The sequence below is a fragment of the Mucilaginibacter sp. NFX135 genome (assembly GCF_048565145.1).
GTDB lineage: Bacteria > Bacteroidota > Bacteroidia > Sphingobacteriales > Sphingobacteriaceae > Mucilaginibacter.
Genome location: NZ_CP183412.1, coordinates 3,229,065 through 3,251,400, shown reverse-complemented (window position 1 = coordinate 3,251,400; position 22,336 = coordinate 3,229,065). Strand labels below are relative to the sequence as shown.

Below are 22,336 nucleotides of genomic sequence, written 5' to 3'. Positions count from 1 at the left end.
TTATCACTCACCGGAACTCCTGAAAGTGGCCCGGAGGGGACAATTGTCTATCGCTTTACGCTTTGAGCTTTCAGCTTTATTGTAACTTTCCTGTGGCTTAATTTTTATAAATGCCCTGTTTTTAGCATATTTAACTCTTACTTAAGTTACTTATGCACAAAACCCTACTCCTGCTATTTTCGATTTTCATTTTTCTTAATGTATCCGCTCAAAAAACAGCCAAAAAACCTTTAGACAATACCGTTTTTGACGGATGGCAAAGTATCAGCAATCAACACATCAGCAATAATGGTAAATGGATATTTTATGTAGTAAAACCACAGCAAGGAGATGCTGAGCTGGTGATTACCAATGCCACTAATACTACTAAAGTAAGGATCCCCCGTGCTGATACTGCCAGTTTCAGTAACGACTCCAAATTTGTTACGTTCCTGATCAGGCCTTTTTATAAAGCCATTCGTGAAGCCAAAATTAAAAAGAAAAAACAGGCCGATTTCCCCAAAGATACGCTGGGCATCATTACGCTCGGCTCACAATCCGTTACAAAAGTGCCCGCTATCCGGTCGTTCAAACTCTCAGCGAATGCACCTGTTGTAGCCTACCTGGCCGCTGCTGATACCATAAAAAAAACACTACCTAATGATACTTCAAAAAAAGCTGTAAGCGCAACCATAGCTCCCACAACACATGAGGGTTCCAACTTAACTGTAAGCAGATTAGGTACAAACACAACCCGCACATTCAAATACGCTACCGATTATCAGTTGAGTAAAAACGGAAAGTTATTAGCGTTTGCCGTGACAGCTCCAACAAAGCAAAAAGACGTCAAACCGGGCATGTACGTTTATGATATTGATAAAAACATTGTCAAGACTATCAGTACCGGTCGCGGCAATTACCGCAATATCACCATCGACGATGACGGTAAACAACTGGCTTTCACAGCAGAGAAGAACCCTGAAAAAGCGCTGGTTAAGCCTTTTAAACTTTATTATTATACCAATAGCCGCGACAGCGCGGTGATTATAGCAGAAGCCGGATCAAAAGGTATTCCGGAGCGTTGGGCAGTAAGCGGTGATGGTAAAGTTTATTTCAGCAAAAGTGGCGGCAACCTATTTTTTGGAACCGCTCCTATCCCCAAACCTGCCGATACCACCATTGTTGATTTTGAGGTAGCCAAACTGGATATCTGGAATTACAAAGATGATTATCTGCAGCCACAGCAGCTAAAAAACCTGCAAACGGAATTAAAACGTAGTTACCTGGCCGTTATAAAACCGAATGAAATTGAACCGAAACCATTACAATTGGGCAGTAAGGCTATACAGGAAGTATTAGTTGCTGAAAATAAAGATGCCCGTTACGTTTTAGGAGTAACTGATACAGGAGTCCGTATACAAGCACAATGGCAGGGCGGCACCAAACAACAGGCAATTCTTATCGATACCAAAAGTGGTAATAAGCGCCTTATCAACGCGAGCTCGAGGGCAAGGTACCGCATATCCCCCGACGGTAAATATGTGATCTGGTTTGATATGGAACAGCAAAACTGGTTCTGCTATACTATTGCCAATGGTCAAAAAAGCAATCTTACAGCTACTATCGGAACTAAAATGGGCGACGAGCTGAATGATGTTCCGGATTTTGCCCCTGATTATGGACTTGCAGGCTGGCTACAAGGCGACAAGGCAGTTTTAATATACGACCGCTATGATATCTGGAAGATCGATCCGGCCACAGGTGCTGTTACCAACTTTACCAATGACATAGGCCGCAAGAACAAATTTATCATCCGTTATGATATTACTGATCCGGAACAGAAGTTTATTCCGCTAAAACAGCAAATGTGGTTACAAGTACAAAATGAGGTAAATAAGCAATGGGGGTATTACACCAAGTATCCGGAGAGCAGTTCAGTTCCGGAAAAAGTAAATATGATACCAATGAGCTATGGTGATCTGTTAAAAGCTAAAAATGCCAACACCTACATTTATACTAAAGGTAGCTATGAGTTGCCTCCCGATCTGTATGTATCAACTGATCTGAAGAAAGAGACTAAACTAAGCGATATCAATCCTCAGCAAGCCGAATACAACTGGGGAACAGCCTCGCTGGTAAAATGGACAACCCCTAAAGGCTATCATTCAGAAGGTATTTTGTATAAACCAGAAGATTTTGACCCGGCTAAAAAATATCCGATGATCGTGTACTTTTATGAAAAACTATCCGAAGGGCTTTTTAATTACATCGCTCCGGCTCCCACTCCTTCCCGTTTGCCTATATCATTTTTTGTAAGCAATGGCTATTTGGTTTTTGCACCAGACATCAGCTATCAAACCGGGCATCCGGGTGCCTCTTCGGTTGAATATATCAATTCGGGTGTAGAATCGCTTAAAAAGAACTCATGGGTTGATGCAGCCCACATCGGCATTCAGGGACAAAGCTGGGGAGGTTACCAGGTGGCTTATCTGATAACACAAACCAATATGTATGCTGCCGCCTGGGCGGGTGCACCAGTAGCCAACATGACATCGGCTTATGGTGGTATCCGCTGGGAATCGGGTTTAAACAGGCAGTTTCAATATGAAAAAACACAAAGCCGTATTGGCGCGACTTTATGGGAAAAACCAGAGCTGTATATAGAAAACTCACCTTTATTTCAGCTGCCTAAAGTACAAACACCGGTAATGATCATGAGCAATGATGCCGATGGCGCTGTGCCATGGTACCAGGGTATAGAAATGTTTACCGCTTTGCGCCGCCTGGGTAAACCGGTTTGGCTTTTGCAATACAATGGCGAAGCACATAACCTGGTGCTAAGACAAAATCGCAAGGATATTACCATACGTGAGCAACAGTTTTTTGACCACTTTTTAAAAGGCGCACCAATGCCCGTTTGGATGGCTAAAGGGGTGCCCGCCGTTGACAAAGGAAAAGACTGGGGTTTTGAATTGATAAAGTAAATATATACGCTGAATAAATCGAATCTTAACCAAAACAAAGAAGCCGGGTACTGCCCGGCTTCTTTGTTATAATGTATGAGTTAAATTATATTGCTCTGTTTGGATCCCACTGTTCCAGGTAATCGGCAACGCGGCGCACAAATGATCCGCCTAAAGCGCCATCAACCACGCGGTGATCATACGACAATGACAGGAACATCATGTGACGTATAGCGATCATATCACCCTCTTTTGTTTCAATTACCGCAGGTTTTTTCCGGATAGCACCGACAGCGAGGATAGCTACCTGCGGCTGATTAATAATAGGCGTACCCATTACATTACCAAATGAACCAACGTTAGTAATGGTAAATGTACCATCCTTTACATCATCGGGTTGCAACTTGCCAATACGGGCCCTGTTGGCCAGATCGTTTACCGCTTTCGTAATTCCCAATAAATTTAATTCATCGGCTTTTTTAATCACAGGAACTATCAGGTTACCGCTGGGTAAAGCGGTAGCCATGCTAATGTTAATAGCTGCTTTTTTAATGATCTGGGTACCGTTTACAGTAATATTGATCATCGGAAAATCTTTGATAGCTTTTACAACGGCCTCGATAAATATCGGTGTGAAGGTTATTTTCTCGCCTTCGCGTTTTTCAAAGCTGCTCTTCACCTTCTCGCGCCATAATACCAGGTTGGTCACATCCGCCTCTACAAATGAAGTAACGTGTGGCGAGGTTTGCTTGCTCATCACCATATGATCGGCTATTAAACGACGCATTCTGTCCATTTCAATAACTTCATCAGCACCGGATACTGAAGCAGCGGGCTTTGGCGGCGCTTCTTCCGCTTTAGCTGGTTCAGCAATTGGAGCTACAACCGGAGGAGATGTATAAGTACCTGTAGAAGCAGTGACAGGAGCATTAAATGATACCGGAGCTTGGTGCTGTATCGGCTCTTCTGTTTTTTGAGCAGCAGCTGGCTTCTGTTTATGTTGAAGATAGCTTAAAAGATCATCTTTAGTCAAGCGTCCATCGGAACCACTTCCAGGTATCTTATCCAGTTCGTCGGTACTGATTCCCTCCTGACTGGCTATGTTTCGTACTAATGGTGAGTAAAAACGTCCTTCACTTTTAAATGCAGGGGCATCAGCAGAAATATTCTTTTTCTCCAGTTGATCCAGGCCTGGTATTGCTATGGATTCAGGCGAAATAGATGACTCTTCATTTTGCACTGTTTCTGCAACAGGATCTGGTGTTAGTATATGAGCCGGTTCTTCCGCTGCTTTTTGTTCTTCTACAGGTTGTACAGCTGCTGGTGTTTCGGCTTCGTTTGAATCAGGTTCACCGGTTTCAATAATAGCGATAACCGATCCTACCTGAACAACATCGTTCTCTTTGTAAAGCTGTTCTACAAGTTTACCAGCCACGGGAGATGGAACATCAGAATCAACTTTATCTGTTGCTATCTCCATTACTGCTTCATCTGCGTCTATATGATCTCCTGGATTTTTTGTCCATTTAATTATAGTTGCTTCTGCAACACTCTCACCCATTTTTGGCAATAATAGTTGGTATTTGGCCATTCTAAAATTATAGTTTCTCTCCCAAAATTAGGAATTTCGATCAGTACTTTACAATTTATGTGAGTAAAGTATTCAACATTGATAATGCAGCTACCGCGCTCCTTTCAATGTTTTGACGACGTTTATTACCGAATGTGTATTTCTTTATTAACATTTTTTGCTTGTTAGCAACTGCAATCCACACAATACCAACAGGTTTAGTTTCAGTACCTCCATCAGGGCCGGCAATACCGGTTATAGCTATGGCAAAATCCGATTTAAAATTTTTCAAAGCGCCCTCCACCATTTCTTTTACAGTTTGTTCACTTACAGCTCCAAAATCCAGTAGTGTTTGGTGTTTTACCCCCAAAACACTCTCCTTTAATTCATAAGCATAAGTTACTCCGCCACCTAAAAACACTGTTGAAGAACCTGGATGCTGGGTAAATAAATGAGACAGATAACCGCCAGTGCAACTTTCGGCTACAGATAAAGTAAAACCCTGTGCCTCCATTTTATCCAGTATAGCTTTTTCAAGGGCTATATCTTCATCTATTACAAAAACTGCTCCTATCCTTTCAATTATTCTTTTGGCAAATTGATCAACTTGCTCCTGCAAATCCGCTTCATGTTCACCAAACGCGCTTAAACGTAAACGTACCATTCCCAATTTGGGCAAATAAGCCAATTTGATATGTGCAGGAAGATCGTCTTCGATATCAGCTATGCGTTCCGCCAAAAAAGACTCACCTTCGCCAACGGTCAAAATGGTTTTATGAATAATAACAGGCAGCTTAAATTGCTCTTTAATTTGAGGCAGCACCTGTTCGGTCATCATATACATCATCTCGAAAGGCACTCCCGGCATAGATATATAGGTGACGTTATTTTCATAAAACCACATACCTGGCGCTGTACCGTTTTGATTAAAGATCACTTTACAATTAGCAGGTACAGAAGCCTGTAAACGATTAACCTCAAGCAAAGGACGATTAAAACGGGCAAAAATCCCCTTTACATGTTCAAGCGTATCGGTATCTTCAACCAGTTCAACATTAAAATATTCTGCTAATGTTTTTTTGGTAATATCATCCTTGGTTGGCCCAAGGCCTCCGGTGATAAAAACAATATCCACACGGTTAGCAGCCTCAGTCAAAGCTTTCAAAATATGTTCCCGATCATCAGATACCGAAGATATTTGCTTTACCCGTACACCAATTTGATTTAATTCGGTAGCCATCCAGGCTGAATTGGTATCAACAATTTGGCCTATAAGTATTTCGTCGCCTATAGTTATAATTTCTGCCAGCATTTCAATTAATAAAAAGTTCCACTATTGGTATAATCATTTCGCTTACTCAGTTTCAGATCCTGCAATATAGTCGATTTTACCTTCAGGGTAACATTATATGATTTCAAATAACCAAAAGGAATCCATTGAATGGAAAGATCCCAGCAGTGCAGGTCGCGATAAATAGAAAACGACGTGGCGCTTCCCAGTTTCCCCGCTTTAATGTCATAGTTAGTTGAATATTGCACCTTCCACTTAGGCGAAACATTCACATCCCCGCTTATCTGTACCGTATTACTCGTACTAACCGTGTTTAACGAGTTGGTATAACTGTAGCTGTAATTAAAGTTAATGTTCCATGGCACGTTAAAATCGACATAAGCATTTGGATCGCTGTTCACCAGGGCCAAACGCTGGGATTGGGTTGGTGTAAGGTTAGCCAGGCCGTTTACCGCACCTGGGGTACCGCGTGCAGCCGCCTTTGTTGAATTTAAACTGCCACTCATAGATATGCCTACATTTGATAATTGCGGAAACTTACCATCTTGCCAGGTATAGCGGTTTATAGGCTGGCTATATCTTACAATATTATTATTTTGAATAGAGTCACGAACTACCGTCACATACGGATTAAAACTGCCCTGAAAGCTAATACTTAATTTTTGATTAAAAATAGCGGTATGCCCCGAAAACGTAATCGGCGAAAGCTTCATGGTATCGGCAGCAAAGTTGTAAAAGGTTGAAAACGAAAGACCCTGCAAAATGGTTATCTTTCGATCGGTACCGGATGTATCCGTACTCTTCGCTTTTACCTTGGCTTCAATGGTATTATCTAAGCTAAAATTAAGCCCGGCTTGCTTGCCTGGTGAAGGCCCCCCGTAAACCGCCCCGTCAAAAATAGAATATTTTTGTGATGAGTAAGGATACGGTATGGTAGCATTGCTTACCGCAGTTTTATAATATCCAAAACTTGGATCAGAAAAATCCGGGCGGTAACCAAAGCTTATGGATGGTGTCATCACATGCCGGATAGCCTTTAAATTACCATGCTTAAAGTTGATCTGCCCATACAATTTGGTAGATAGGCCTGTACTTACACTGTATTCACCGGCACGCTTAAAACCAGGGATAGTGTCCGTGATCAACTGATCGGAATTACTGATACTCCCGCGTTCAAATCTTTTGGTTATACTTTGGAAATACCAACGCTCGGTATAGTTAATGCTGCTGTTAAACTGAAAGTATTTCAGCACGTTAAGACCCAAACTCACCGGTATTTGATGCTGGAAACCATTTTGCAGCCGCTTTGAAAGGGTCTCGCTTTTAAAAAGTTCAGCCTCCGGAATATTGTTTACTTTATTGGTGGCTGTCATGTTGTAGCTTACGGTAATTTTCTGATACCATTTTTGCTCGCCAACTCTATCCTTTGAATCAAACGGGTTTATAGACGACATACCAAAGGCCACCGTTGGTAATTCTATAGTAATGGTTTTTGTGTCTATCTGCTGGCTATGAGACAAACCCACACTTAAATTAAATGGTGTACCCGCCCATGTTTTGCCATAGGATATACTCGAACGTAAACTACTTGTAGCTATAGTATTTACGTTGACTGTTCCCCTTGTATTTCTGAAAAACCCTGATGTACCGGCATTTACCGATGCGCTAAAAGTAGATCCGGGATTAGCGTTCGGATCCTGGGAATGTGTCCAGTCAATGTGAACGTCTTTTGTAGATGGATCACCCGGCAGGCCATAATTGTGCGATCCAAAGCTTAGTGCCAGGTTACCGGTATATTTATATCGTTTTAAATAACGCATAACGCTATTTAATTCATATGAGCCTTTGGAGTATACAGTAGCAGTGGTCGTCAGATCTATATAGTCGTTAAACCCTAAATAATATCCAAAATTGGAGAGTTTAAATCCAAGTTGTTGATCTTCACCAAAAGTGGGTAGTATAACACCGGATGTTCGTTGGTTGGGTTTCGGAAAAAAGCCAAATGGTATTGCCAGCGGTAAAGGTATCCCCTCTATCTCCAGATATGCAGGGCCGGATATGATCCTGTTTTTTTCGCCAATACCACGGGTTATCACAACACCAAAATGGGTTTCCGGGTATGGGAGATCACAAGTACTGAATATGACATTGCGATAGGCAACTTCGGTTTCATTGAGTTTTTTTGCCTGCCCACCAGATATAAAATTCCCCTCCTGTTCTGATGCCGGGTTATATAGTTTTCCCTTCTTGGTTTCATAATTAAACAGCAGCGAATCAGAAGATACCGGTTTCTCACTCTTTTGTTTCGATATTGGCCTGCCTATATAACGATGTGTACGCGGATCAATGCTCCCACGGGCGAACATCACGTGATTTTTCCGATCAACGCGAATATAGTCGGCATCAAGTTCGAAATCTTCATAAGTAACGCGGGCACGACCATATAAATATAAAATATCATGTTCATTGTCTACATGGGTAGAGTCTTCGGCAACAGCTTTTATTTCGGATTCGATATCACCCTTCTTTTGTGTAGTATCAGTTTTTGTAGCAGGGGTATTTTTGGGCGGTGGGTTACGCGTGTTTTTTTTGCCTTTAAGCAGTTTCTTGTCCTTAATAGTATCCAATTTAATAATAGTATCTCTAACAGGTTTGCTGCTATAGCCTTTATATGTATTTTTGCTTTCGGCAGAAAATACACTCACCGTTAAAATAATCGCAAGCAGAAAAAAGAAGGTTGTGGATTTCAAAATTGATTATGAATAGTATTTTTGCAGATAAAGTTAACAGCGTTCAAAAATAATGAAAAATAGGGCATTGAAAAGATTGATTTATAGTTTATCGGTATTGCTGGCACTCCTTTCATATTTTCCGGTCACATCTTATGGTTTCATAAAAAAAGATACGGTTATAAATAACACAGGTTTCAAGATCAAAACTATTATTGTTGATGCCGGTCACGGAGGCAAACCATCCAGTAATGTAGGTCACTTTTCACATGGCGCATCAGGCGAATATTCTACTGAAAGGAATGTAACGCTTGCAATTGCGTTAAAATTGCAAAAAGCTGTAGAAAAAGATATGGCAGGCGTAAAAGCCGTACTCACGCGCAGCACTGAAGATGATGTTTCTTTTGAAAGACGTGCTGAAATAGCCAACGAGAATAAAGGAGATGTTTTTATTTCGATACACTGTAATTCTTTATCGGATAGACGCGTAAGCAGAAGAGTAGGCACCAAACATCATAAACCGGTTTATAAAACAAGTTTGGTCCCAGATCGTTCAGGTAAAGGTGTGCTGTTACTGGTTTATGCATTAAAGCGCACAAGAGAGGCAGAAAATGAGATCAAAAGGAACCAGGTTGAAGGTGAATCTGAACTTGATGGAGGAGCCTTAGACCCTAACGATCCAATAACTATTATTTTAACAAACGAGTATAAAAGAAAATTCAGGCAGCAAAGTATAAATCTGGCAACGTTACTTAATAAAGAGTTTGTTGAAACAGACGGCAGGCCAAGTGAAGGCATAAGAGACCAGAGTATTTATGTATTATGTCATAGTTCTATGCCATCTGTTTTAGTAGAAACAGGATATATTAATAACCCTGATGATGAGGCGTATTTAAATTCGGAGGATGGGCAAAACGCGATCGTCAATTCTATTGTAAGGGCTTTAACAAATTTTAAAAACGAGGTTGAGCAGGTTTCAAAGTAATATAGCTTAGCTTTACCTGTTATATTAAAACAAAATAATCAACGATTCAAAACAGAAGAAATTTAACCTGAAAACCACTACTTAATGAAAATCTCAAACGAAACAAAAATAGGTGCCCTTACAGCCATCGCCATTACTATATTGATATTAGGATATAGTTTTTTGCGCGGCAATGATGTTTTTTCGGGCTCCAATAAATATTATGCGGTTTACAGAAGTGTGGAAGGTCTTGCCTTAGCAAAACCGGTATTGGTTAACGGGTTTCAGATAGGGCGCGTTTCAAGCATGAAATTGCAGCCTGATGGCCACACCATCGTAGAGTTTAAGATCGATCCGGATTATGTTATCCCTAATAATACACTGGCAAAATTATCAAGTACCGATCTTTTAGGCAGTAAGGCCATTGTTTTTGAGTTGGGCAACAGTAAAGTTGCTGCTGAAGATAAAGATACGCTAAAAGCCGACATACAGGGAAGCCTGGCCGAAAGCTTGCAACCGATCCAGAAAAAGGCCGAGATGCTAATAACAAAAATGGATTCCTCATTGGCGGCTATCAATAAAATATTGAATCCGAACTTTCAAAAAAATGTGGATCGCAGCTTTGTAAGTATTGCTAACTCATTGCAAACCCTGGAGGGTACTACTAAAAAGATCGATAACCTGGTAGCTTCTCAATCAGGACATATCAACGGTATTTTGACCAATGCCGAGGTAGTATCAGGCAGTTTAAAAACCAGTACCGCTCATTTGAACGGTGTGACTGCCAACTTTGAAAAAGTTAGCAATGATATAGCAGCCTCAAACATTAAACAAACTTTAGACAATGCCAATAAAGCCATGGCTGATCTGCAGGCAACCATTGCCAAGATTAACAACGGTCAGGGATCATTAGGCTTATTGATGAATGACGATAAGATGTACAAAAACCTTACTGATGCATCCAATAACCTCAATAACCTGTTTATTGATCTGAAAGCACATCCAAAACGCTATGTAAGCTTCTCGGTTTTTGGCGGTAAAAAAGACTGATTTTTAGAATCAAGAGATTAGAGTCAAGAATCAAGACTGCGAATACTCACCTAAAAGTGGGTTTACATGGTTTACACTTTTCATGGCTTACATTTATTCATATACTTGACGATCAATATTTTAAATAAAAAAACACAGAAAAGTGGGTTTACAGTGTAAACCATTCCAACAAAAAAAGCAAACGATGTTGGTTTGCTTTTTTTGTTATAGCCAGTCTCGATTCTTGACTCTAATCTCTTGATTCTATTCTATAGCGAATGTTTTTCCCTCAATAGCTAATTCCGTATCTGGAAAAACACTTCTGGCTTCATCGAGCAACTCGTTTAAGGTTTTATATCGGGCAGAAAAATGACCGATCAACAGTTTTTTGGCATTGATTTTTAAGGCAATCTTCCCGGCTTGCAATGCAGTGGTGTGATGTGTGTCATTTGCCCTGTCAAGCATATCATTTAAAAATGTGGCTTCGTGATAAAGCAGCGTAGCGTTACTGATCTGGTCAAAATACTGCTCGTTATACAACGTATCTGAACAATAGGCATATGATTTCGGGGTTTGAGAATCGATAGTTAAAGTATCATTCTTATACACCTCGCCACTTGCCGAAATATAATCATTTCCCCTTTTTAAAGCTGTATAGTACTCTACAGGCACATTCAGATCCTCCAGTTTTTCCTTTATCAGCTTGCGTAAACGCTTCTTTTCTTTAAATAAGAAACCAGTACAGGCAATACGGTGATCAAGCGGAATAGTCTCTACAATGACATCACTGTTATTAATAATCACTTCTGGTTTTTGAGCGTCAATGGCTGTAAATTCTAACGGAAACTGCAGCGTTGTTTCCGAATATTTGAACTGCAGATCAATAATTTCCTTCAAAGGAGCCGGGCCAAAAAGATAAAGCGCTTTTTTGCGTCCGTTAAGATGCATAGACGATAATAAGCCTATTAGTCCCAGATAATGATCGCCATGAAGATGACTGATAAAAATATGATCTATACGGCTGGCTTTAATATCAAACCGCAGCATTTGCTGCTGGGTACCCTCGCCGCAATCAATTAAATATAGGCGCTCATTGATATTGAGCGCCTGTGATGTAGGATTTCTGTTAAAAATGGGTGTCGCGGAGCTGCTCCCCAATATTGTTACCTCAAATTTCATATAGGGTAAACAATCATAAGGCTTATCTTGCTTCTTTTTTCAGCTCTTTTTCAATCTCTTCCATAAAAATAAGATCGATACCTTCTTCGGCTGTGGGTACAATGTTCAGTACATTATCCAATTGTGATATAGTTACCAAACGGGCTACCGCATCATTTAAGCCTGCCAGGATAAATAATCCGGTAGCATTTTTACATAAACGGTGACCTACCAGTAGACTGCTTAAACCAGAAGAATCTGCAAATTTTACCTGTGAAAGATCAAGAATTATATTTCGCTGACCTTCAGTATTGATCAATATCAACTCAGACTTTAATTGAGGCGTAACCAATGAGTTTAATTTTGACTCATTAAGTTTCACTAAGATATATTTCTCGTGCTTATCGACAGTAAATTTCATTCTTATTAATAATTAGAAAGCTAAGATATGATAATTTTACGGGTAATTAAAAACTACAAATTTGTTAAGGCTGCTTTTATGCCGGTTTCAACCCGGTTAAGCACGCTTTCATTATCTGGTTTTACAAAAGGCTCACCGATAATCTGCTCGTATAACTCTATATAACGCTCAGAAATGGATTGTACAATTTCCGGGGTCATAACGGGTACTACCTGACCATCTTTCCCCTGGAAACCGTTCTCAATCAGCCATTTTCTAACAAACTCTTTCGAAAGCTGTTTCTGTGGCTCACCTTTTTGCTGACGCTCTTCATAACCTTCTTTATAAAAATATCTCGATGAATCGGGCGTATGTATTTCGTCAATCAGATAAATCTGATCTCCAACCTTACCAAATTCATATTTGGTATCAACCAGGATCAAGCCTTGTTTGGCTGCTATTTCTGTTCCGCGTTTATACAACGCTTTGGTATAGGCTTCCAGTTTAGCATAATCATCTGCCGATACTATATTTTGTTTCAATATTTCGGTTTTGGATATATCTTCATCATGTCCAACAGATGCTTTTGTGGTTGGTGTTATGATGGGTTCGGGCAGTATGTCGTTCTCCTTTAAACCTTCGGGTAAGCTTTCACCGCAAACTTGTCTTTTACCGGCACTGTATTCCCGCCAGGCATGACCGGCCAAATAACCGCGGATCACCATCTCGACCTTAAAAGGTTCACAGATACGACCAATGGTAACACTCGGATCAGGCACAGATATTACCCAGTTTGGTACAATATCAGCGGTAGCTTCTAAAAAGCGGGCTGCTATTTGATTAAGTACTTGTCCTTTGTATGGAATAGGCTCTGGTAATACCACATCAAAAGCCGAGATGCGGTCGGTAACTACCATGGCCAGGTATTTATTATCGATAGTATAAACATCACGTACCTTGCCTTTATAATAGTTTGTTTGGCCAGGTAAGTTAAAATGAGTTTCTTTTATTGCGTTCATTCTTTTTAGTTCATGGTTGATGGCTCATAGTTCATGGATGATTTGCAAAAATACTATGAACCATCAACCATGAACCATGAACTTTCCCTATTGTATATCCCCGTAAGCTTCCAGTATTTTACGTACCAGTTTATGCCTCACCACGTCTTCACCGCTCAGGTAAACAATTTCAATTCCTTTTATATCTGTTAATATGCGCAGGGCGGTATGTAAACCCGACTGCTGTTTTTTTGGTAAATCTATCTGGGTAACGTCGCCGGTTACAATAAACTTAGCCGATGGCCCCATGCGGGTTAAAAACATTTTGAGCTGCATGTCGGTGGCGTTTTGTGCCTCATCCAATATCACAAAACAATTATCCAATGTACGGCCACGCATAAATGCTAATGGTGCTATCTCAATAGTACGGTTCTCCAGGTAAAACTTCAGTTTCTCTGCAGGGATCATATCATCAAGCGCGTCATACAAAGGTCGCAGGTATGGATCTATCTTTTCTTTCAGGTCGCCGGGTAAAAAGCCGAGGTTCTCTCCTGCTTCCACCGCCGGTCTGGTTAAGATTATCCTTTTGATCTCCTTGTTTTTAAGCGCCCTTACCGCCAAAGCTACTGCTGTATAGGTTTTACCGGTACCTGCAGGTCCTATGGCAAAAAGTATATCGCTTTTATTAATACAGTCGACCATTTTACGCTGATTGGCTGTGCGCGCCTTCACCATTACACCGTTTGGCCCAAAAACAATCACTTCGCCGCTGGCAAATTTATCAGCCGATGGATCAGCAGATGGTGCGTTTGTATTTTTTGAACCGAGGATACGTTCCAGGTCGGTAATATTCAGGTTTTCGAACTTCTCTACATGTTGTAGCAGATGATCGAATTTTTCCTGAAAGATATTCAGTTCGTGATCATCACCCAGAATTTTAACTTCGCTGCCACGTGCAACTATTTTAAGCTTAGGATATTGTTTCTTAATGATCTCAAAATGATCATTATTTGGCCCCCACAATACTGCCGGATTTACATTTTCAATAGATAGCTTTAGCTCGTTCAATACTAATTTGATTTTTAGTTACGGATTTTTATGAATTAAAAATTGAATATTTGTAGCTTCAAATGCTACTACAAGATTAGCAATAAATATTATAAAATTAATGGCAATAATAACATTAACTACTGATTTGGGCGATAAAGATATTTACCAGGCTGCATTGAAAGGCAGTATCTACAAATTGTTGCCTACAGTGAATATTGTTGATATTACCAATAACGTTGCCGCCTTTGATGTACAGCAGGCGGCCTTCATCCTAAAAAACAGTTTTTACTACTTCCCCGATGGTACCGTACACCTCATTGGCATTGATACAGTTTATAACGATCACACCAAATTTCTGGCTGTAAGATATAAAAATCATTATTTTGTTGGTGCCGATAACGGTATTTTTTCGCTGATGTTTAAAGAAACACCAGAGGAGATCGTGGAGATAAACATTATGCAGGATCTTAAATTTTTACATTTCCCATTGGCGGATATTTTTGTAAAAGCGGCGTGCCACCTGGCCAAAGGCGGTAAGCTTAATGAGATAGGTATTCCGGTGCAGGACATTGAAAATAAAATGAACCTGCAACCTGTTATCGAAAAAAACCTGATCAAAGGTGTGGTTATCTATATCGATTCGTTTCAAAATGTGATAACCAACATTACCAAGGAATTTTTCAATAGCGTACAGCAAGGGCGCAAATTCGTGTTGAACTTTAAACGGAACGAAACTATCAACCACCTGAGCTGGCATTATAATGAAGTGCCCGTTGGCGAAAAACTATGTCTTTTTGGTATAAGCGACCATCTGGAGATAGCTATTAATAAAGGCAACGCCAGTGGTTTATTGGGTTTAAATTTAAATGATAAGGTGATTATTGAATTTCAATAATGCTATGAAGACAACTATATTATTTTGTTTCATCTTTTTCATGGCTGCAAACCTACAAGCGCAAACAAATGCGCAGGTAAGTGCCGATTCCATCGCTTATCAGCTACAGCGAAAAAAAATAAACAGTATGCTGGATATGCGCAAAGTACGTTTTGGCCAGTATAGCCAAAGCCTCAATGAGCATACAGGGATATTTGGATTTCAAACCAAAGGTGATATCCGCCGGTCGAACGATATTTTGATGGATATTGTTAAAACTGATGATAACATTTACAAGGAACTTAAGATCCTGCTGGAATACCGCGCCTTTCAGCAAAGGCAGATCCAAAGCCACTCTAAAGAGGCCGAAGCTATCAATCAAAACTATGTCAATCTGATCAGCAAGTTAAGGCAGCAAAATGCCGCGTTAAAGACCAGTGTTCAAAAGGTCCATACCATGCAATACATCTATATTTTGATCATTGTTTTCATGTTTGCGTCAATTTTATTTCTGATAAGCAGAAAAAGTAAAGTTAAGGTGTAATTTTGCGAACTTAGATCCAGGTGCTTCACTTTGGATTTAGAATTTAGAGTTTAGAATTTAAATATATACATGGCAAGAGGACGACTGAATAGTGGCGCTAAAGCAGAAGCAGAATTACCCAAGGCAAAAATTAACAGACAGAGTATACAAAACATCCGTAAGCTGCTTAATTACATCAAACCTTACCGGGGTAAATTTATAGCCGGATTGGTATTTTTGTTTGTATCCAGCCTTGTAGGACTTGCTTTTCCTAAAATATTAGGTGCTTTGATAGATGCCGCGCAAGGCAAATATCCTAACAGCTATTTACCGCACAGCCTTAATGCTATAGCTCTTGCCGGCTTCATGTTATTATTTGGCCAGGCTTTTGTTTCCTTTTTCCGGGTGGTTTGGTTTGTACAGGTGGCCGAAAAATCACTGGCCGATATCCGTCGCGATACTTATTTTAAGCTGATCACTCTACCTATGAACTTTTTTGCCAACCGCCGTGTTGGTGAGTTAAACAGCCGCATATCGGCCGATCTGTCACAGATCCAGGATACGTTGACCACCACCTTTGCCGAGATCATCAGGCAATTGGTGATCATGGTGGGCAGTGTTATTTTGCTGGCCGTAGTATCTATAAAACTAACCCTGGCTTTGCTGGCAATCCTCCCCTTCCTGGTGGGCTTCGCTGTATTTTTCGGGAGATATATCCGCAAACTATCACGTCAGGCGCAGGACAGGCTGGCCGAATCAAATACCATTGTTGAAGAAACCCTGCAGGGTATTGCCAATGTTAAAGCTTTTGTGAACGAAGCCTACGAAGCTACCCGCTATGACAAAATTTTGCGTATGGTAGTGAATATAGCTGTAAAAGGCGCCAAATTTCGTGGAATATTCGCATCGTTCATTGTGTTTTGTCTGTTCGGCACCTTTGTGGGTGTTATATGGTACGGCTCGGTACTGGTGAGTAATCACGAGATACTGGTTGGCGATCTGACTACTTTCATCATGTATTCCATATTTGTTGGCGCCGCCATGGGTACTTTTCCCGATTTGTATGCTAATCTTCAAAAAGCCGTTGGCGCAAGTGAACGTGTTTTGGAAATACTGGCCGAACAAGGCGAAGACATCCATATGGTTGAAAACAACAACCAGGTAGATCAAAAAATCAAAGGTAATCTGGCTTTTGAAAATGTAGTATTCGCCTACCCTTCCCGTTCAGAACTCACCGTTTTAAAGGGTATTTCGTTTGATGCGGCAGCTGGCCAAAAAGTGGCTATTGTTGGGCCAAGTGGTTCTGGTAAATCAACCATGGCATCACTCATCCTGCAATTTTATCATCCTCAAAGTGGCAACATTCTGTTTGATGGTAAACCCACCTCTGATTTTTCCATTACGGATATCCGCAACCAGGTAGCCATTGTACCCCAGGATGTGATGCTTTTTGGCGGAACCATATCCGAGAACATAGCCTATGGTCGACTCAGCGCATCAAAAGAAGACATCATACAAGCTGCCAAACGCGCCAACGCGCACCAGTTCATTACTTCCTTTCCTGATGGTTATGAAACCATTGTAGGCGAACGTGGTGTTAAACTATCTGGTGGTCAGCGCCAGCGTATAGCTATAGCCCGCGCATTACTTAAAAACCCTTCAGTATTGATCCTGGATGAAGCTACTTCATCATTGGACTCCGAGTCGGAACGGCTGGTACAGGAGGCTTTGGAAGAATTGATGAAAGACAGAACATCCATCATTATAGCACACCGCCTGTCAACTATTCGCGAAGCCGATAAGATCATTGTACTGGAAAAAGGCGAGATCATTGAATGTGGTAATCACCTGGAATTGATTAGCAATGAACAGGGCCTATACCGCTATTTAAATCAGTTGCAGTTTGATGCACAGAACGGCTAACAGACCACTTATTTGGTATGGTAAAGGTTAGACGTTTTACATAACACGTTAGACTTTTTAAATAGCCTTTTCAATTATTATATTACACACAAAAATGTACAACGTCATACGTACAACGTATAACATAAAATGAAATTAACCATACACGGGGCAGCCCGGCAGGTAACAGGCAGCATGCATTTGCTGGAAGTTGACCGATATAAGATTTTAGTGGATTGCGGGTTAGATTACGAGAAAGACCGCAGCATACAGGATAACGAGAACTTTCCGTTTCGCCCGGAGGAGATCGATGTAGTGATATTAACGCACGCGCATATTGATCACTCCGGCAATTTGCCAACACTCATCAGAATGGGTTTTAACGGACAGATCCTATGTACCCCACCTACTGCCGACCTGACCGAGCTTTTACTGCTTGACTCAGTTAGTATCTTCATGAATAAGGCCAATAAAGGCAACAGGAAGCGCGGTAAAGGTAAGTTTAATAGCGGTGGAGGTCCTCAACCACTTTACCTCCAAAAGCATGTAATGGATACCGTCGACCGCTTTGTTACTATAGGTTTTAACCGGCCTTTCCGCATCAACGGCAATATTGAGCTTACTTTTATATCGGTTGGGCACCTACTGGGTGCTGCATCAGCGGTGTTGCGTGTCATCGAAAATGGTGAAGAAAAATCTATCGCTTTTACCGGTGACATCGGCCGCAAAAACTACCCGGTATTAAATGATCCGCAGGAATTACCTCCTGTTGATTACCTGGTTACTGAATCCACTTATGGCGGTCGCTATCATACCAAAGGTAAGTCTGTGGAGCAAACCCTGATAGAGGTTATTGATAAGGCTTGTGTCAAAGAACAAGGGCGGTTAATTATACCAGCGTTTAGTATCGGTCGCACGCAATCACTGGTTTACTCGCTCAATAAAATCTTCAGTGAAGGACTTCTCCCTCCAGTTAAAGTGTTTGTAGATAGCCCAATGGCTACTATAGCCACCGGCATTTTCAGGAAATACCATAGCCTGGTAAACCAGGATGCCCAGGATTTTTACAAGGACAAAGGCGATGAATTTGAATTCGAAAACCTTACGTATGTAGAGAATTTAAAGGATAGCCGCCAGATCTCCAATTATTACGAGCCTTGCATCATTATTTCTTCGGCAGGAATGCTGGAGGGTGGCCGTATCCAGGATCATCTTTTTTATAATATCCAGAATTACTACTGTACCATTCTCTTTATAGGCTATTGTGCCAAAGGTACTTTAGGTCACCGTTTATTACGAGGCGACTCCATTGTACACATTAAAGATCACGAACTGGCCGTTTATGCCACCATTAAACAGACCGACGTACTAAGTGCCCATGGCGATCATAACGACCTGATGGAGAACGTAAAGCAGCAGGACAAATCAAAACTCAAAAGCGTTTTTCTGGTACATGGCGAAACCGAGAGCATGCAGTTACTGGCTAACGACCTAAAGCAGAGTGGCTATACGGTTACTATTCCAGAGAAGGATGTAACCTATCAACTATAAGCCAAGTTTCATTATTAATAATGATTCGCCCTTTCATTTGACAAAATGTGGCTTATCCACATATGCTGCTTCAGAAAGCTAAAATCATACCTTATAAAACAAAATAGCCAGGATCATTTACAGATCCCGGCTATTTGTGTTAATTGTAAACCTCGTATCTACTTTTTATTTTTTGAAATGGTCAATGATCAGATTGGCCAGTTCAACACCTATACGTTCCTGGGCCTCGTTAGTGGCGGCGCCAATATGCGGGGTAAGGGAAATTTTAGGATGTTTTAATATTTCTTCGCGAGGAGTTGGTTCGTTATCAAATACGTCAAGAGCCGCAAATGAAACTTGTCCGCTGTTTAAAGCGTCGATCAGGGCCAGTTCGTCAATTAAGCCGCCGCGTGAAATGTTTACCAGGCCTACACCTTTTTTGGTTTGAGCCAATTCTTCGGCGCCTAAAAGGGCTTTGTCGATGAATGGTGTATGCAGTGTAATAAAGTCGGCTGTTTTAATCACTTCATCAAGCGTTGCTTTTTTAACGGCTACTTTCACAGTAGTACCGCCACCTAAAACAATGTCAAGCTCAGGGTTAAATTCAAAAAGATCATAAGCTAAAACATCCATACCAACGCCGATAGCAATTTTTGCTACCTCTCTGCCGATACGGCCAAAACCTACAATACCTAATGTTTTACCACGCAGCTCGATACCTTTGGCATAAGCTTTTTTCAGATCGTTGAATTTTGCAGCACCTTCAACCGGCATTTTGCGGTTGCTGTCATGCAAAAAACGTACAGCGCCAAATAAACTGGCAAATACCAGTTCAGCAACAGATAATGAAGAAGAGGCAGGTGTGTTATAAACGCTTAAACCTTTCTCCCGGGCGTATTCTACGTCGATATTATCCATACCAACACCACCGCGACCTATTACTTTTAAATTAGGTACAGCGTCAATTAAAGCCTTGCGAACTTTGGTTGCGCTGCGCACGGTGATGGCATCATATTCTTTTAATTTTTGGGGTAATTCATCCTGAGGTATATTGTTGGTATCAACAAAAAATCCGGCATCTTCCAAAAGTTTCTTTCCAATTGGATCTATACCATCGTTAGCTAATATTTTGATCATGTCTTTTGTGTGAGTGGTGAGTAGTGAGTGGTGAATGGTTAAATAGCAGTAAACTACTCACCATTCTCAACTCACTATTCACTAAATTATTTATTACTTTCTGCAAACTCGTTCATTACATCAACCAGCACCAAAATGCTGCTTAAAGGTAATGCGTTATAGATCGATGCACGGAAACCACCTACGCTGCGGTGACCTTTTATACCTACTATGCCTCTTTCGTCGCATAGTTTAAGGAAAGGTTTTTCCAGCTCAGGGTTTTCCATTACAAAGCATACGTTCATGTTTGAACGATCTTCCGGAGCAGCTACTGCCTTAAATAATGGGTTAGCATCGATTGCATCATACAATACACGTGCTTTGGTAATGTTTTCCTGCTCAATTGCAGCGACACCACCTTTGGCTTTTAACCATCTAAGTGTTAACATAGATACGTAGATAGCAAAACATGGGGGCGTATTGTACATTGAGCCACCTTCAATTTGCGTTTGGTAGTTAAACATAGCCGGGATCTTGCGATCAACTTTGCCTAAAATGTCATCTTTTACGATCACCAGGGTTACGCCTGCAGGACCCATGTTTTTCTGAGCACCAGCGTAGATTAGGCCAAAATCGGCAATGTTAACTTTGCGGCTGAAAATATCTGACGACATATCACAAACCAACGGGATTGGCGATTTAGGGAACTCCTGTAATTGCGTACCGTAGATGGTATTGTTGGAGGTGATGTGGAAATAAGCAGCATCAGCGGGGATGGTATAATCCTTAGGGATATACGTAAAGTTGCTCTCTTTTGAAGTAGCTACAATTTCAACCTCTCCAAAATATTTAGCTTCTTTTATAGCCTTATTTGCCCACACACCAGTCTCCAGGTATGCAGCTTTACCGGTTGACGGCAACAGGTTATAAGGAGCCAAAGCAAACTGTGTACTGGCGCCGCCCTGTAAAAACAGAACCGAATAACCCTCAGGAACGCTGAATAATTCTTTCACCAAACTTACAGCTTCATCTAAAACTGCTTCAAATTCTTTTGAACGGTGTGAGATCTCCAATAATGACAATCCTATACCATTTAAATCAATTACCGCCTCGGCAGCTTGTTTTAAAACTTCCTGAGGTAAAATGCCTGGTCCGGCACCAAAATTATGTTTCATATAGTTAACAAATTGTAGGTTCTGAATACACGATTAGGAACTTCGTATTTAGTTGGGCCGAAGTTAATTAATTTGACAAAATATATAGAGATTATTTACATTTTTTGAAAAAATATACAATTAATCAACAAAAGGCCCTTTGATTGCAAATTTGCAATTTATCCTACGGAGTTCGTAGAATTTATTACGATTGTAATAACTTTTCGGGGTATTTTAAATGAGATATAGCAGCCAGGGGACTGGCCGACGAAAATACAGAACTGCCTGCAACCAACACATTGGCGCCGGCATCAACCAATTTTTGGATATTATGCTGATCAACGCCGCCATCAACCTCAATAAACAGGTTCGGATTTTTGTCGCGGCTCAGCTCTTTAAGGTCATGCAGCTTTTTATAAGTATTGTCAATAAACTTTTGCCCGCCAAAACCGGGGTTTACAGACATGATCAGCACCAGGTCAAGATCGGCAATAATGTCTTGTAGCAATGTAACTGGGGTATGCGGATTAAGGGCCACTCCTGCCCTGCATCCCAGCTCTTTAATGGCCTGTATGGTACGATGCAAATGCGGACAAACCTCGTAATGTACGGTCATACCATCGGCACCGGCATCTTTAAAAGCTTTTAAATACCGATCGGGCTCCACGATCATCAGATGAACATCAAGCGGCTTGGTGGCGTATTTTTTGGTGGCGCTAACCACCGGGAAACCAAATGATATATTAGGTACAAACATACCGTCCATAATATCAACATGCACCCAATCCGCATCGCTTTTATTGATCATTTCCAGATCGCGTTGCAAGTTGGCAAAATCGGCAGCTAAAATTGATGGTGCTATCAGATGGTTCATATGCAAATATAATAATCCCCCCGGCGCTCAAAAGGGAGAGTTATAAAATTTATGTAAAGTTTTACGATTTATGATATATCGTATACTAATTCGTCATTGCGCAGCGAAGCATGGCAACCCCCTACTTACAGAGCGCCCCTACTAATTGGGGATTGCCATGCTTCGCTCGCAATGACGCGCGGAGAGAAATGACAAATAATATAGGACAAGAAAATTAAAGGTTATTCAAAAA

17 protein-coding genes are annotated in these 22,336 nt (G+C 41.0%); 7 read left to right on the top strand and 10 right to left on the bottom strand.

Annotated elements, in window-relative coordinates:
• The first annotated feature begins 152 nt into the window (after positions 1-152).
• On the top strand, positions 153-2,963 hold the full coding sequence (locus tag ACNURT_RS13735; RefSeq protein ID WP_419698154.1) for a prolyl oligopeptidase family serine peptidase: 2,811 nt from the start codon (positions 153-155) through the stop codon (positions 2,961-2,963).
• A gap of 85 nt (positions 2,964-3,048) precedes the next feature.
• Here ACNURT_RS13735 and ACNURT_RS13730 read toward each other — a convergent pair whose 3' ends face one another.
• Genes ACNURT_RS13730 through ACNURT_RS13720 form a run of 3 tightly spaced genes read right to left on the bottom strand, consistent with a single transcriptional unit; the run spans position 3,049 to position 8,553 of the window.
• The gene (locus tag ACNURT_RS13730) at positions 3,049-4,533 is read right to left on the bottom strand and encodes a dihydrolipoamide acetyltransferase family protein (RefSeq protein WP_419698153.1); all 1,485 of its coding nucleotides are present in this window, start codon (positions 4,531-4,533) and stop codon (positions 3,049-3,051) included.
• Positions 4,534-4,588: 55 nt separating this feature from the next.
• Positions 4,589-5,824, bottom strand: coding sequence for a competence/damage-inducible protein A (locus ACNURT_RS13725; RefSeq protein WP_419698152.1), 1,236 nt, complete (start codon positions 5,822-5,824; stop codon positions 4,589-4,591).
• 5 nt (positions 5,825-5,829) lie between these two features.
• Positions 5,830-8,553: a putative LPS assembly protein LptD gene (locus tag ACNURT_RS13720; RefSeq protein ID WP_419698151.1), complete on the bottom strand. Its 2,724-nt coding sequence runs from the start codon at positions 8,551-8,553 to the stop codon at positions 5,830-5,832.
• Between the two features lie 52 nt (positions 8,554-8,605).
• Between ACNURT_RS13720 and ACNURT_RS13715 the strand changes: the two genes are divergently transcribed.
• Together ACNURT_RS13715 and ACNURT_RS13710 are read left to right on the top strand one after the other, a co-directional pair.
• Positions 8,606-9,517, top strand: a complete 912-nt coding sequence (locus ACNURT_RS13715; RefSeq protein ID WP_370995699.1) for an N-acetylmuramoyl-L-alanine amidase family protein — start codon at positions 8,606-8,608, stop codon at positions 9,515-9,517.
• A gap of 84 nt (positions 9,518-9,601) precedes the next feature.
• On the top strand, positions 9,602-10,546 hold the full coding sequence (locus tag ACNURT_RS13710; protein WP_419698150.1) for an MlaD family protein: 945 nt from the start codon (positions 9,602-9,604) through the stop codon (positions 10,544-10,546).
• Between the two features lie 243 nt (positions 10,547-10,789).
• Here the strand turns inward: ACNURT_RS13710 and ACNURT_RS13705 are convergent, their stop codons facing one another.
• From ACNURT_RS13705 to ACNURT_RS13690, 4 genes are all read right to left on the bottom strand, one after another.
• Entirely contained in the window at positions 10,790-11,704 is a 915-nt protein-coding gene (locus tag ACNURT_RS13705) for a ribonuclease Z (RefSeq protein WP_419698149.1), read from the bottom strand.
• Between the two features lie 22 nt (positions 11,705-11,726).
• Complete coding sequence (locus tag ACNURT_RS13700) at positions 11,727-12,104, bottom strand: STAS domain-containing protein (RefSeq protein WP_076378832.1); 378 nt, start codon at positions 12,102-12,104, stop codon at positions 11,727-11,729.
• A 53-nt stretch (positions 12,105-12,157) separates the two neighbouring features.
• Entirely contained in the window at positions 12,158-13,102 is a 945-nt protein-coding gene (locus ACNURT_RS13695) for a phosphoribosylaminoimidazolesuccinocarboxamide synthase (RefSeq protein ID WP_419698148.1), read from the bottom strand.
• An 87-nt stretch (positions 13,103-13,189) separates the two neighbouring features.
• A complete protein-coding gene (locus ACNURT_RS13690; RefSeq protein WP_166086964.1) occupies positions 13,190-14,149 on the bottom strand; it encodes a PhoH family protein in 960 nt (319 codons plus the stop codon).
• A gap of 100 nt (positions 14,150-14,249) precedes the next feature.
• Here ACNURT_RS13690 and ACNURT_RS13685 point away from each other — a divergent pair, with 100 nt between their 5' ends.
• The 4 genes from ACNURT_RS13685 (at position 14,250) to ACNURT_RS13670 (ending at position 18,981) form a co-directional block, all read left to right on the top strand.
• On the top strand, positions 14,250-15,026 hold the full coding sequence (locus ACNURT_RS13685; RefSeq protein ID WP_090468029.1) for an SAM hydrolase/SAM-dependent halogenase family protein: 777 nt from the start codon (positions 14,250-14,252) through the stop codon (positions 15,024-15,026).
• 40 nt (positions 15,027-15,066) lie between these two features.
• A complete protein-coding gene (locus ACNURT_RS13680) occupies positions 15,067-15,549 on the top strand; it encodes a hypothetical protein (protein ID WP_419698147.1) in 483 nt (160 codons plus the stop codon).
• Positions 15,550-15,618: 69 nt separating this feature from the next.
• Entirely contained in the window at positions 15,619-17,451 is a 1,833-nt protein-coding gene (locus ACNURT_RS13675; RefSeq protein WP_419698146.1) for an ABC transporter ATP-binding protein, read from the top strand.
• Positions 17,452-17,580: 129 nt separating this feature from the next.
• Positions 17,581-18,981, top strand: a complete 1,401-nt coding sequence (locus ACNURT_RS13670) for an MBL fold metallo-hydrolase (RefSeq protein ID WP_419698145.1) — start codon at positions 17,581-17,583, stop codon at positions 18,979-18,981.
• Between the two features lie 165 nt (positions 18,982-19,146).
• Here ACNURT_RS13670 and ACNURT_RS13665 read toward each other — a convergent pair whose 3' ends face one another.
• The 3 genes from ACNURT_RS13665 to rpe all read right to left on the bottom strand — a co-directional run bounded on the left by ACNURT_RS13665 (position 19,147) and on the right by rpe (position 22,104).
• Positions 19,147-20,097, bottom strand: coding sequence for a D-2-hydroxyacid dehydrogenase (locus ACNURT_RS13665; RefSeq protein ID WP_419698144.1), 951 nt, complete (start codon positions 20,095-20,097; stop codon positions 19,147-19,149).
• Between the two features lie 86 nt (positions 20,098-20,183).
• Entirely contained in the window at positions 20,184-21,251 is a 1,068-nt protein-coding gene (gene serC, locus ACNURT_RS13660) for a 3-phosphoserine/phosphohydroxythreonine transaminase (RefSeq protein ID WP_419698143.1), read from the bottom strand.
• A 184-nt stretch (positions 21,252-21,435) separates the two neighbouring features.
• Complete coding sequence (rpe, locus tag ACNURT_RS13655) at positions 21,436-22,104, bottom strand: ribulose-phosphate 3-epimerase (RefSeq protein ID WP_419698142.1); 669 nt, start codon at positions 22,102-22,104, stop codon at positions 21,436-21,438.
• Positions 22,105-22,336: the final 232 nt, after the last annotated feature.

Coding starts and splice junctions, on each gene's coding strand:
- ACNURT_RS13665 (WP_419698144.1), bottom strand. CDS start 20,097: ATGATCAAAATATTAGCTAACGATGGTATAGATCCAATTGGAAAGAAA.
- ACNURT_RS13710 (WP_419698150.1), top strand. CDS start 9,602: ATGAAAATCTCAAACGAAACAAAAATAGGTGCCCTTACAGCCATCGCC.
- ACNURT_RS13695 (WP_419698148.1), bottom strand. CDS start 13,102: ATGAACGCAATAAAAGAAACTCATTTTAACTTACCTGGCCAAACAAAC.
- ACNURT_RS13735 (WP_419698154.1), top strand. CDS start 153: ATGCACAAAACCCTACTCCTGCTATTTTCGATTTTCATTTTTCTTAAT.
- ACNURT_RS13700 (WP_076378832.1), bottom strand. CDS start 12,104: ATGAAATTTACTGTCGATAAGCACGAGAAATATATCTTAGTGAAACTT.
- ACNURT_RS13680 (WP_419698147.1), top strand. CDS start 15,067: ATGGCTGCAAACCTACAAGCGCAAACAAATGCGCAGGTAAGTGCCGAT.
- ACNURT_RS13670 (WP_419698145.1), top strand. CDS start 17,581: ATGAAATTAACCATACACGGGGCAGCCCGGCAGGTAACAGGCAGCATG.
- ACNURT_RS13675 (WP_419698146.1), top strand. CDS start 15,619: ATGGCAAGAGGACGACTGAATAGTGGCGCTAAAGCAGAAGCAGAATTA.
- ACNURT_RS13730 (WP_419698153.1), bottom strand. CDS start 4,533: ATGGCCAAATACCAACTATTATTGCCAAAAATGGGTGAGAGTGTTGCA.
- ACNURT_RS13705 (WP_419698149.1), bottom strand. CDS start 11,704: ATGAAATTTGAGGTAACAATATTGGGGAGCAGCTCCGCGACACCCATT.
- ACNURT_RS13685 (WP_090468029.1), top strand. CDS start 14,250: ATGGCAATAATAACATTAACTACTGATTTGGGCGATAAAGATATTTAC.
- rpe (WP_419698142.1), bottom strand. CDS start 22,104: ATGAACCATCTGATAGCACCATCAATTTTAGCTGCCGATTTTGCCAAC.
- serC (WP_419698143.1), bottom strand. CDS start 21,251: ATGAAACATAATTTTGGTGCCGGACCAGGCATTTTACCTCAGGAAGTT.
- ACNURT_RS13715 (WP_370995699.1), top strand. CDS start 8,606: ATGAAAAATAGGGCATTGAAAAGATTGATTTATAGTTTATCGGTATTG.
- ACNURT_RS13725 (WP_419698152.1), bottom strand. CDS start 5,824: ATGCTGGCAGAAATTATAACTATAGGCGACGAAATACTTATAGGCCAA.